Here is an 11893-nt window from a genome sequence, read left to right as displayed (position 1 = left end):
ATCAGCCGGCGGGCGGGGGAGGCCCCGTCTGGCAGTGGGGGCACCAGTAGGTCGTCCGTTCCCGGCCCTCCGGCCCCTGGCCGGCCGTGAGGACGGGCGTGCCGCAGCGCCGGCACGGCCGGTCGGCCCGTCCGTAGACCCACAGGGCGCGATCCGGGCGCGCGTCGCCCGTGGTGATCCGCGAGAGGCGGGACTTGTTGGCCTCCAGCAGCTTCTTCGCCAGGGCCACCAGCCGTTCGGGGGCGGGCACGGACGCCATGGGCAGCCACGGGGTGATCCGCAGCAGGAAGCACAGCTCGGACTTGTACACGTTGCCGACGCCCGCCAGATTGCGCTGGTCGAGGAGGGCCTCGCCCACCGTGCGCCCGGGGTCGGAGAGCAGCCGGCTGACGGCTTCGTCGGCGTCCCAGTCGGGGCCGAGGAGATCGGGGCCCAGATGGCCGACGAGCGTGGACTCGTCGGTGGTGCGCACCAGGTCCAGCACGGGGAGGCGATAGCCGACGGCCGTGCGGTCGGCGGTGGCGAGGACGGCCCGGATCTGGTGCTGCGGGCCGCCGCGCGGGCGCTCACCGGTGGCGTGGACGCGCCAGGAGCCGTCCATGCCGAGGTGGGAGTGGAGGGTGAGGCCGCCGCCGACGCGGGTGAGCAGGTGCTTGCCGCGCGGGACGACCTCGAGGACCTCGCGGCCGGTGAGATCGGTGGTGGCGAGCCGGGGCACGCGCAGGTCGCTGCGGATCAGCGCGCCGCCCGCGAGGGCCCCGTGCAGGGCCCGCGCGGTGCGCCAGACGGTGTCTCCTTCGGGCATGGGGCGCCTCCTTCGCGGCTACGGCCCATGATGCGACGTGGGTCAGGGCGCGCGCAGGCGCAGCCCGCGCGGTGTGGCGTGGAAGCCCGCGGCCTCCAGTACGGCTCCCAGCGGGGAGGACAGCGTCGGGGTGCCGTTGACGCGCTCGACGGTGACCGTGCCCAGCGCGCCGGCGTGCGCCGCCTCGGCCAGGGCGGTGGCCGCCTCGCGCACGGCGGGGTCGTCGGCGGCGGTCTCCGCGCCGGGCTCCCGGGGCCAGGCCAGGACTGTCTTCCCGCCGCGTTCGACGTAGAGCGTCAGCGCGCCGTCGACGAGGACGACCAGGGCGCCGGCCTTGCGGCCGGGCTTGTGGGTCGCGTCGGCGGGCGGATCGGGCCAGGGCAGCGCGGCGCCGTAGGCGTTCGCGGGATCGGCGGCGGCGAGGACGACCGCCCGTCGCCGGCCGTCCCGGGCGTCCGCCGGGCGGTCGTCCCAGGGGGCGGCGCCCGCCGCCGCGCCGGAGCGCTCCCGGGCCGTGCTGGCGGCGCGCAGCCGGTCGACCGCGCCGTCCATGGCGAACTGGGCCGCGCCCAGGCCCTCGACGACATAGCCGCGGCGGGCCTGGCCGGTCTCCTCGAAGGCCGACAGCACCCGGTAGGCCGCGGCGAAACCGCCCTCCACCCCTTCGGCGGCGACGGCCCCTCGGGTGACCACGCCGTGCCGGTCGAGCAGGGTACGGGCCAGGGCGTGGGCCCGGTGGGTGACGTCGGGCTCGCGCTCGGGCAGCAGCGCCCAGCGGCCCGCGACCGTGGGAGGACCGCCGCGCGAGGCGGTGGGCCGGAGCCCCGGGCCCGTCCGGGCGAGGACGGAACCGTAGCGGCCGCGTGGGACGGCCCGTTTGGCGCGGTGGGCGGTGGATCCGGCGGTGCGGCCGGAGCCGAGCAGCGAGCGCAGCGGCGCGAGCGTGTCATTGGTCAGCCTGCCGGACCAGGCGAGATCCCAGACGGCCTCAACGATGCGGGCGTCCGTGCCGTCGGTGCCGTCCGCCGCCGCGCTCGTGGCGCGCACCTGCTCGGCGATCTGCCGGAAGAACAGGCCGTAGCCACCGGCGAGGGCGTCCAGCACGGCCTGGTGGAGGGGGGAGAGCTCCAGCGGGTGCGGGGCCGGGAGGAGCAGGGGGGCCGCGTCGGCGAGCAGCAGCGAGACCCAGCCGTCCTTGCCGGGCAGGGCGCCCGCGCCGGCCCAGACGATCTCGCCCGCCGCCGTGAGCTCGTCGAGCATGGCGGGGGTGTAGCCCGTCACCCGGGAGGGCAGGACGAGCTTCTCCAGCGCCGACGCGGGCACCGGGGCGCCCTGCAACTGCTCGACGGCGCGCAGCAGTCCGTCGACGCCGCGCAGGCTGTGGGAGCCGACGTGCTGCCAGGTGGGCAGGAACGCGGCGAGGGTGGCGGGCGGCACGGGCTCCAGCTCGTGCCGCAGCGCCGCCAGGGAGCGGCGCCGCAGCCGGCGCAGGACGGCCGCGTCGCACCACTCCTGGCCCAGGCCGGCGGGGTGGAACTCGCCCTGCACGAGCCTGCCGGACGCCGCCAGCCGGTGCAGCGCGCCGTCGGTCACCGCGACGCCGAGGCCGAACCGGGCCGCCGCCTCCGCCGAGGTGAACGGGCCGTGGGTGCGGGCGTAGCGGGCGAGGAGATCGCCCAGCGGGTCCTTGACGGGCTCGGTGAACGCCTCGGGGACACCGACGGGCAGGGCCGTGCCCAGCGCGTCCCGCAGCCGCCCGGCGTCCTCCACGGCGGCCCAGTGGTCCTCGCCGGCGATCCGGACGCGCAGGGCGCGGCGGGCGTCGGACAGCTCCCGGGCCCACTCCGGCCCGGCACCGCGCGCCGCCAGCTCGGCGTCGGTGAGGGGACCCAGCAGCCGCAGCAGGTCGGCGACGCCTTCGGCGTCCTTGGCGCGGCGGTCCTCGGTCAGCCACTGGAGCTCGCGCTCCAGTTCCGTCAGCACGTCGGCGTCGAGCAGCTCGCGGAGCTCGGCCTGGCCCAGCAGCTCGGCCAGCAGCCGGGAGTCGAGGGACAGGGCGGCGGCGCGCCGCTCCGCCAGCGGGGAGTCGCCCTCGTAGAGGAACTGGGCGACGTAGCCGAAGAGCAGCGAGCGGGCGAACGGGGACGGCTCGGGGGTGGTGACCTCCACCAGACGGACCCGGCGCGCCTCGATGTCGCCCATCAGCTCGGTCAGGCCGGGGACGTCGAAGACGTCCTGGAGGCATTCGCGGACGGCCTCCAGGATGATGGGGAACGAGCCGAACTCGCTCGCCACCTGCAGCAGCTGGGAGGCGCGCTGGCGCTGCTGCCACAGCGGCGTGCGCTTGCCCGGGTCGCGGCGCGGCAGCAGCAGGGCGCGGGCGGCGCACTCGCGGAAGCGGGAGGCGAACAGGGCCGAGCCGCCCACCTGGTCGGTGACGATTCCCTCGACCTCGCCCTTGTCGAACAGGACGTCGGCGGCGCCGAGGGGGGACTGCTCGGCGTCGTACGCGCCGTCCTGCCGGGCGGGGTCGGCGTCGAGGAGGTCCAGGCCGAGCAGGTCGGCGTCGGGCAGCCGCAGGACGATGCCGTCGTCGGCGTGCATCACCTGGGTGTCCATGCCGTAGCGCTCGGCGAGCCGGGCGCCGAGGGCCAGCGCCCAGGGGGCGTGGACCTGGGCGCCGAAGGGGGAGTGGACGACCACCCGCCAGTCGCCCAGCTCGTCGCGGAACCGTTCGACGACGACGGTGCGGTCGTCGGGCACGTGCCCGCAGGCGCGGCGCTGCTCGTCGAGGTAGGACAGGACGTTGCCGGCGGCCCAGTCGTCGAGGCCGGCGGCGGTGAGCCGGTCGCGGGCGGCGTCGGGCGCCAGCCCGCCGATCTCGCGGAGGAACGCCCCGAGCGCGCGCCCCAGTTCGAGCGGGCGGCCCAGCTGGTCGCCCTTCCAGAACGGCAGCCTGCCCGGGGTGCCGGGGGCGGGGGTGACGAGGACGCGGTCGCGGGTGATGTCCTCGATCCGCCAGGACGTCGTGCCCAGGGTGAACACGTCGCCGACGCGGGACTCGTAGACCATCTCCTCGTCGAGCTCACCGACCCGGCCGCCGCCCTTCTTGGGGTCCGCGCCGGCCAGGAAGACGCCGAAGAGGCCCCGGTCGGGGATGGTGCCGCCGGAGGTGACGGCGAGGCGCTGCGCGCCGGGGCGCCCCGTGACCGTACCGGCCACGCGGTCCCAGACCAGGCGCGGGCGCAACTCCGCGAAGGCGTCGGACGGATAGCGCCCGGCGAGCATGTCGAGAACGCCGGAGTAGGCCGACTCGGGCAGCGCCGCGAAGGGCGCGGCCCGGCGCACCAGGGCCAGCAGCTCCTCGACGTCCCAGGTGTCCATGGCCGCCATGGCGACGATCTGCTGGGCGAGGACGTCCAGCGGATTGGCGGGGACGCGCAAGCGTTCGATGGCGCCGCGCCGCATGCGCTCGGTCACCACGGCCGCCTGCACCAGATCGCCCCGGTACTTGGGGAAGACGACACCGGTGGAGACCGCGCCGACCTGGTGGCCCGCGCGGCCCACCCGCTGGAGCCCGGAGGCCACCGACGGCGGTGACTCGACCTGCACGACCAGATCCACGGCGCCCATGTCGATGCCCAGCTCCAGGCTGGAGGTGGCGACGACGGCGGGCAGCCGGCCCGCCTTCAGGTCCTCCTCGACCAGGGCGCGCTGCTCCTTGGAGACCGAGCCGTGGTGGGCGCGGGCGAGGACGGGAGGCGCGCCCTTCGCGGGGCCGGAGCCGCCCATCAGCTCGGCGGGGGAGTGGTGCTCGGGCAGCGGGGTGCCGGTGGCCCGCTCGTGGGCGATCTCGTTGAGCCGGTTGCACAGGCGCTCGGCGAGGCGGCGGGAGTTGGCGAAGACGATCGTGGAGCGGTGGGCCTGGACGAGATCGGCGATGCGCTCCTCGACGTGCGGCCAGATCGACGGGCGGTCCTTGCCGTCGCCGCCCTCCTGCACGGGCGAGCCGCCGAGCTCGCCGAGATCCTCGACGGGCACGACCACCGACAGGTCGAACTCCTTGCCGGACGGCGGCTGGACGATCTCCACCTTGCGCCGGGGCGAGAGGAAGCGGGCCACCTCGTCCACCGGGCGCACGGTCGCGGACAGGCCGATGCGCCGGGCGGGGCGCTCCAGCAGGACGTCGAGGCGCTCCAGGGTCAGCGCCAGATGCGCGCCCCGCTTGGTCCCGGCGACGGCGTGGACCTCGTCGAGGATGACCGTCTCCACGCCCGTCAGCGCCTCCCGCGCGGCGGAGGTGAGCATCAGGAACAGCGACTCGGGTGTGGTGATCAGGATGTCCGGCGGCCGGGTGACCAGGGCACGGCGCTCGGCCGCCGGGGTGTCGCCGGAGCGGATGCCGACGCGGATCTCCGGCTCGGGCAGCCCCAGCCGGGCGGCCTCCTGGCGGATGCCGGTCAGGGGGCTGCGCAGATTCCGCTCGACGTCCACGGCGAGGGCCTTGAGCGGGGAGACGTACAGCACCCGGCAGCGCTTCTTGCGCTCGGCGGGCGGCGGGCTGCTCGCCAGCCGGTCGAGGGAGGCGAGGAAGGCGGCCAGCGTCTTGCCGGAGCCGGTGGGCGCGACGACCAGGACGTCCGAGCCCTCGCCGATGGCCCGCCAGGCACCGGCCTGGGCGGCCGTGGGCGCGGAGAACGCCCCCGTGAACCACGAGCGGGTCGCGGGGGAGAACGCGTCGAGGGCCGAGGCCGGATCCGGCCCCGAGGGTGGGGCCGCCTTGTCGTTCGCCATGCCCCCCATCGTGCACCGCACCACTGACAATGCCCCGGAAGCGCAGGTCAGAGGCGGTTTCGGGGGCGGTTCCGGGGCCGAGGCCGGAGCCCGGCCGCGGGGCCGGGGCGGGCTGCGGGGCTAGGTGGGGCGGCCGTACGCGCGCAGGGTCAGCAGGGCGTCGAGGGTCACCATGGGCCGGCACTCGAGGACCGTGCCCGGGGCCCAGGCCCGCCAGCGGACCGGCCAGCCGCCGTCCTCCTGCTGGGATGCGGCGAGGAAGTCCAGCGACCGCGCCATCTCGGCGTCGGAGAACCAGGCGCGGGCCAGCGAGCCGGGCGCGCGCGCGAAGTCGTGGGGGAAGTGGTACTCGCCGGGCGCGTAGCCCTCCGGGAGGGGGTGGTCGGCCGCCCGGTCCGGGTCCAGCACGGCCAGCCGCTGCTCCCGTACCGCCCGTCCGAGCCGGTCGGCCGCGGCCCGGGCCCGGGCGCGGTCGGGTGCCCCGTCGAGGAAGGCGACCGCCGCCTCGACCTCGTACGGGTGGGTGCGCGCCCCCCGGCCGAGGGCGTCGACGGCGGCCCAGCAGAAGTCGGTGGCCCGGAACAGCCAGGCGTGCCACACCGCGTTGCGATGCAGCAGGCCGACCACGGGGCCGGTGGCGAGCAGATCGCTGGGCGGGTCGTCCACCAGCGGCATCCAGGGGGCCGCCGGGTAGCCGCGCAGCGAGGGGTGGAGTGCGGGCAGCGCTCCGTCGGCGGTGGAGACCGCCGTCAGATAGCGGCACACGGGCTCCACCCGCCGGTCGCGGCAGCGCCCGATCTCGTCGAGCACGCGCAGGGCGTGCGCGGTGTGCAGCGGCTGGCTCACGGGGCCGCGCAGATCCGGCTCCAGGGCGTGGCCGAAGCCCCCATCGTCGCCCGCGTACGCGTCGAGGGCGGCCTCGACGGCGGCGGCCTGCCCACCCAGGAAGTGGAACGCGAATCTCCGCTGCTCCAGGACACGGGCGGTCAGCCAGATGAAGCGCTCGGCGCGGGCGGTGGCGGATGCTCCGGACGGTGCCATGGACAAGACCGTAGGGCGCGGAGCGCCGCCGGTCAGCGGCTCATGGTCGGCTGCACTCTCAGGGGCGGGATACTGGGCGCATGCGGTTGACGGTCTTCTGGCAGCGAATGGCTGACTACTTCGGCGCGGCGTACGCCGACTCCTTCGCTCGCGATCATGTGATGTCCGAGCTCGGCGGGAGGACCGTGCACCAGGCGCTGGACGCCGGCTGGAACGCCAAGGACGTCTGGCGCGCGGTGTGCCGGGCGCTGGAGATCCCCGAGGACCGCCGCTGACCGAGCGCGTACGCCGAGCGCCACAGGGTCACCGAGACGTCGCGGAGGCGCTGATTCCGGGGTTTCCGGCGCGCCGGGTGGCGCGCTTGACACGAAAATCGAACATCTATTCTCATGGGTGTCCCGGGCTGCTGGACGCGAGTTATCCACAGGCCGGAGCGACGCCCGGGCGCATTGTCAGTGGCAGGCGTTAGCGTCGTGGACGTGAAGCGATCGACTCAAGCGAACCGGGTGGAACCCATGGCAGGAACCGACCGCGAGAAGGCGCTCGACGCCGCGCTCGCGCAGATTGAACGGCAATTCGGCAAGGGCGCGGTCATGCGTCTGGGCGAGCGGCCGAATGAGCCCATCGAGGTCATCTCCACCGGGTCGACCGCTCTCGACGTCGCGCTCGGTGTCGGCGGCCTGCCGCGCGGCCGCGTGGTGGAGATCTACGGACCGGAGTCCTCCGGTAAGACGACCCTGACGTTGCACGCCGTGGCCAACGCCCAGCGGGCCGGCGGCACCGTCGCCTTCGTGGACGCCGAGCACGCCCTCGACCCCGAGTACGCCAGAAAGCTCGGCGTCGACATCGACAACCTGATCCTTTCCCAGCCGGACAACGGCGAGCAGGCTCTCGAGATCGTCGACATGCTGGTCCGCTCCGGCGCGCTCGACCTGATCGTCATCGACTCCGTGGCCGCCCTGGTGCCGCGCGCGGAGATCGAGGGCGAGATGGGCGACTCGCACGTGGGTCTCCAGGCCCGGCTGATGAGCCAGGCGCTGCGGAAGATCACCAGCGCGCTCAACCAGTCCAAGACCACCGCGATCTTCATCAACCAGCTCCGCGAGAAGATCGGCGTGATGTTCGGTTCCCCGGAGACCACGACCGGTGGCCGGGCCCTGAAGTTCTACGCCTCGGTGCGCATCGACATCCGCCGCATCGAGACGCTGAAGGACGGCACGGAGGCGGTCGGCAACCGCACCCGTTGCAAGGTCGTCAAGAACAAGGTCGCGCCGCCCTTCAAGCAGGCCGAGTTCGACATCCTCTACGGCCAGGGCATCAGCCGCGAGGGCGGCCTGATCGACATGGGTGTGGAGCACGGCTTCATCCGCAAGGCCGGTGCCTGGTACACCTACGAGGGCGACCAGCTCGGTCAGGGCAAGGAGAACGCCCGTAACTTCCTCAAGGACAACCCCGACCTCGCCAACGAGATCGAGAAGAAGATCAAGGACAAGCTGGGCGTGGGCGTCCGGCCCGGCGCCCAGGCGGAGGAGCCCGCCGCCGACGCCGCGGGTGCCGCCGCGGGTGAGCCGGCCAAGTCGGTGCCCGCGCCGGCCACCAAGTCCACCGGTAAGGCGGCGAAGGCCGCGGCCAAGAGCTAAGCCGCGCCGTGTCTGATGCACAGCCGTGGCACGGCGACGGGCCCGTGCCACGTGAGCCGCGCGCGGACGACCGAACGGGCGGTGGCTCCGCTTCCCCGTCGAGGGCCGGGGCCGGAGCACCACCGTCACCGGAGGAGCAGGCGCGGGCGATCTGCCTGCGCCTGCTCACCGGAACCCCGCGCACCCGCAAACAGCTCGCCGACGCCCTGGCCAAGCGCGGCATACCGGCCGAGGCGGCGGAAGAGGTGCTGTCCCGGTTCGAGGACGTGGGCCTGATCGACGACACCGCGTTCGCCGGCGCCTGGGTCGAGTCCCGCCATCATGGCCGGGGCCTGGCCCGCCGCGCCCTCGCCCGGGAGCTGCGCACCAAGGGCGTCGACTCGGCGATCGTCGACGAGGCCGTGGGGCGGCTCGACGCGGAGCAGGAGGAGCGCACGGCCCGTGAGCTCGTCCAGCGCAAGCTCCGGTCGACCCGGGGCCTGGACCGGGAGAAGCGGCTGCGCCGCCTCGCCGGGATGCTGGCCCGCAAGGGCTACTCCGAGGGGCTCGCCCTGCGCGTGGTGCGTCGCGCCCTGGAGGAGGAGGGCGACGACCCGGAGCTCCTCGACCACTACCTGCCGGACGCCTGAGGCGGACGCCAGGGCGTCACCGGCAGGCCGGCCGCGCGCCACGCCTGGAAGCCGCCCACCAGATCGGTGGCCCGGTACAGGCCCAGCCGGCGCAGGGAGACGGCGGCCAACGACGAGGCGTACCCCTCGTCGCAGAACACGACCACCCGCAGGCCGTGATCCGTCGCCCGCGCCGCGCGGTGCTCACAGGCCGGGTCGAGCCGCCACTCCAGCTCGTTGCGCTCCACGACGAGCGCCCCCGGGACCGTCCCGTCGCGCTCCCGCAGCGCCGCGTAGCGGATGTCCACCAGCAGGCCGCCGTCCGCCCGGACGGCGGCCGCCTCGGCCGGCCCCACGCGGTCGAGCTGCGCGCGCGCCTCGGCCAGCAACTCCTCCACCCTCATGACCGCTCCCTCATGCCCGCTCCCGGCCCCTCATGCCCACTCCCGCGCCCACTCGACCGCCTCCAGCCGCAGCACCTGACCGCTGCGGCTGTACCGGCGCATCATCGGCAGCGGCGGGTAGTACGCGTGCACGGAGATGGCGTGCCGCTCCCGCGAGGCGTTGAGCACCTGGTGGACGTGGTGCGGCCCGAAGGCCCGGCCGCCCCCCTCCGCCAGCAGGCGCTCACGGTCGATGCCGTCCGCCAGTTCCAGCAGCTTCCACCCCTCGGTGGGCAGCCGCGCGGCCAGGGACTGCTCGGTCAGGTTGCCGGAGGCCACGGCGAACGCGCCGTGCGAGCCGCCGTGGTCGTGCCAGCCGGTGCCACTGCCCGGCGGCCAGCCGATGAGCCATGCCTCCCCGCCGCCCGGCCCCTCCAGCCGGATCCAGGTCCGCCCATGGGGGTCGAGCGGGAGCGAGGCGACGAGACGGGCGTCGGCGGCCGTCCGGCCGGCGAAGTCCAGGAGATCCGCCTGGGAGGGCGCCCCGGAGGCGTCCGGCGAGGCGGCGTGCGAAACGTTCGTACGTACGGAAGCGGGCACAGTCGAACCGTCCTGAGTGATCGCGAAGGACGCGCGCGGCGCACGGGGCGCCCGGCAGCGCGGAGGGAAGAGCGGATCAGCAGGACGGACGACAGACACAGCCCGCGTAGCGGAGCAGGTCCAGATGGACCCTCCGCCAGAAACGCGAGCCGCTGTCAGTCACGCTCCGGAGTCAACCATGGCGACCATGGCCGGTCAACGGTTGGCCGTAGCCTCACTGGTGGCTTCCTGGGGAGTCGACTCCTCCGGCGGCGCCTCGGCGCCCCCGGAGCCTCCGGCGGCACCTCCCCGCGCCGCGTCCGCGCACGCGTACAGCTCCGCCGCCCGCACCCCCGCCAGCGCGGCCACCAGCCGGCCGTCCGGCCGGACCACCAGCACGGTGTGCGCGTCCGCCCCCGGATACCCCTCGGCGACGAGCAGTTCCGCCGCCACGGGCAGGGCGGAGACGGCCGCCGCCAGGGCGGGCATGAGGCCCGCGCCCACCCAGTGGCGGCGCTCCCACACCCCCGTGCCGGGGGCGACGAGGACCACCAGCAGGTCGCCGCCCAGCCGGTCGCGCAGCCACGCCTCCGAACCGTCCGGCGCGGTCACCGGCACGTCGTCGACCAGCGCCCCCACGGCCGTGCCCACCAGCACCGAGCTCGCGGGCGGCGCGGCCGGCAGCAGGGGCGTACGGGAGTGGACGGCCGGCGCGCCCAGCAGCCCGCGCCCCAAGTGGCCTTCCGTCAGCAGCGCGTCGTGGGAGCGCGCGGCGCCCGGCACGAGGGTGCGCCGCACCGTCCGCCAGCCGCCCTCGCCGCGCACCGCGGGCAGCATCCGGTCGGCGGCGCGCAGCCGGGCGGCGACGGCCTCCCGGCGCTCGGCCTGATAGCTGTCGAGCAGGGCCTCGGAAGCGCCGTGGTGCCAGGCCAGCGCCAGCTTCCAGGCGAGGTTCTCGGCGTCCAGCAGCCCTTCGTCGAGCCCCTGGGTGCCCAGCGCGCCCAGCAGATGCGCGGCGTCGCCCGCGAGGAAGGCGCGCCCGCAGCGCCAGCGGCGCGCGAGACGGTGGTGCACGGCGTACACACCGGTGTCCAGCAGCTCGTACGCCGGGGCTTCGCCGCACCACGCCGCCAGGGAGTCGCCGACGCGGGCGAGCAGCGCGTCGGGGGTGACCAGCCCGCCGTCGGGCGGCAGCGGCCAGTCGAGCCGCCACACCCCGTCGGGCAGCGGACGGGCCGTCACCTCGCCACCGCGCGGCGGCGACCGGTGCAGCACGGCCTCGCCCGGCCAGGGCAGCTCGGCGCGGAGCGCGGCGACCGCGTACCGTTCCACGGCCGTACGCCCGGGGAAGCGGGCCCCGAGCAGTTTGCGGACGACGGAGCGGGCGCCGTCGCAGCCGATCAGATAACTGCCCCGCCAGACCGTGTCGTTGTCGCCGCCGCCCTCGCCCCGGGTGTGCGCGGTGACGCCGGAGGAGTCCTGTTCGAGGAGGGCCACGCGGCTGTCGTGGACGATCCGCACGTCCGCCTCGCCGGCGAGCGCCGCCCGCAGTTCGCGCGCGAGGGCGTGCTGGGGCAGATGCAGGGGAGACGGTTCTGCTGCCGGGTCGGCGCGCGGCTCGTCACCCGGGCGCTCCTCGACGGCCCCACCCGCCTCGAACGCGTCCTCGAACTCGGCGGGTTCCGCGGCCTTTCCGGCGTCGCCGGGCGGTGCGAACGGGATCCGTGCCACTTCCGTCCGGCGCCGCAGCGTGCGCCAGCCCGACCAGCGGGTGCCCTCCGAGGTGACGCACCCCAGCCGCTCCAGCAGCGCGGCGGTCTCCGGCCGCAGCACGGCCGTACGGGCCAGGCGGCGCTCCCGTGGCGTACCGGCCTCGCCGGGCGACTCGTCCAGGACGGTGACGGGCACCTCGTACCGGGCCAGGGCCAGGGCCAGGGTGAGCCCGACGGGCCCGGCCCCGACGACGATCACCGGGTCCACGGCGCGGCCCCCTCGCCCCCGGAACGGACGGTGACCTCGCCGTACGCGTGGCGCGTACGGGAC

At 75.5% G+C, this 11893-nt stretch carries 10 protein-coding genes; 3 read left to right on the top strand and 7 right to left on the bottom strand.

The window, feature by feature from the left end; genetic code table 11:
* Position 1: 1 nt before the first annotated feature.
* The 3 genes from IE096_RS06870 to IE096_RS06860 form a co-directional block, all read right to left on the bottom strand.
* Positions 2–805, bottom strand: coding sequence for a DNA-formamidopyrimidine glycosylase family protein (locus tag IE096_RS06870; RefSeq protein ID WP_189449367.1), 804 nt, complete (start codon positions 803–805; stop codon positions 2–4).
* A gap of 42 nt (positions 806–847) precedes the next feature.
* Entirely contained in the window at positions 848–5599 is a 4752-nt protein-coding gene (locus IE096_RS06865) for an ATP-dependent helicase (RefSeq protein ID WP_189449365.1), read from the bottom strand.
* Positions 5600–5719: 120 nt separating this feature from the next.
* On the bottom strand, positions 5720–6640 hold the full coding sequence (locus IE096_RS06860) for a hypothetical protein (protein ID WP_189449363.1): 921 nt from the start codon (positions 6638–6640) through the stop codon (positions 5720–5722).
* An 80-nt stretch (positions 6641–6720) separates the two neighbouring features.
* Here IE096_RS06860 and IE096_RS06855 point away from each other — a divergent pair, with 80 nt between their 5' ends.
* The 3 genes from IE096_RS06855 to recX all read left to right on the top strand — a co-directional run bounded on the left by IE096_RS06855 (position 6721) and on the right by recX (position 8909).
* The gene (locus IE096_RS06855) at positions 6721–6915 is read left to right on the top strand and encodes a DUF3046 domain-containing protein (RefSeq protein ID WP_086566421.1); all 195 of its coding nucleotides are present in this window, start codon (positions 6721–6723) and stop codon (positions 6913–6915) included.
* Between the two features lie 240 nt (positions 6916–7155).
* On the top strand, positions 7156–8280 hold the full coding sequence (gene recA / locus IE096_RS06850) for a recombinase RecA (protein ID WP_189449361.1): 1125 nt from the start codon (positions 7156–7158) through the stop codon (positions 8278–8280).
* Positions 8281–8324: 44 nt separating this feature from the next.
* Entirely contained in the window at positions 8325–8909 is a 585-nt protein-coding gene (gene recX, locus IE096_RS06845; RefSeq protein ID WP_229820002.1) for a recombination regulator RecX, read from the top strand.
* Here recX and IE096_RS06840 read toward each other — a convergent pair.
* The 4 genes from IE096_RS06840 to IE096_RS06830 form a co-directional block, all read right to left on the bottom strand.
* Entirely contained in the window at positions 8891–9292 is a 402-nt protein-coding gene (locus IE096_RS06840; RefSeq protein WP_189449357.1) for a rhodanese-like domain-containing protein, read from the bottom strand. The genes recX and IE096_RS06840 overlap by 19 nt on opposite strands.
* Before the next feature lie 30 nt (positions 9293–9322).
* The gene (locus IE096_RS06835; protein WP_189449355.1) at positions 9323–9871 is read right to left on the bottom strand and encodes a cupin domain-containing protein; all 549 of its coding nucleotides are present in this window, start codon (positions 9869–9871) and stop codon (positions 9323–9325) included.
* Between the two features lie 76 nt (positions 9872–9947).
* Positions 9948–10034, bottom strand: coding sequence for a putative leader peptide (locus IE096_RS32080; protein ID WP_358631730.1), 87 nt, complete (start codon positions 10032–10034; stop codon positions 9948–9950).
* A 32-nt stretch (positions 10035–10066) separates the two neighbouring features.
* On the bottom strand, positions 10067–11830 hold the full coding sequence (locus IE096_RS06830; protein ID WP_189449353.1) for an FAD-dependent monooxygenase: 1764 nt from the start codon (positions 11828–11830) through the stop codon (positions 10067–10069).
* Positions 11831–11893 lie beyond the last annotated feature (63 nt).

The sequence above is a fragment of the Streptomyces abikoensis genome (genome assembly GCF_014648775.1).
Taxonomy (GTDB): domain Bacteria; phylum Actinomycetota; class Actinomycetes; order Streptomycetales; family Streptomycetaceae; genus Streptomyces; species Streptomyces abikoensis.
The sequence above is the reverse complement of the archived record's forward strand: the minus strand, read 5'-3'. Positions and strand labels throughout refer to the sequence as shown.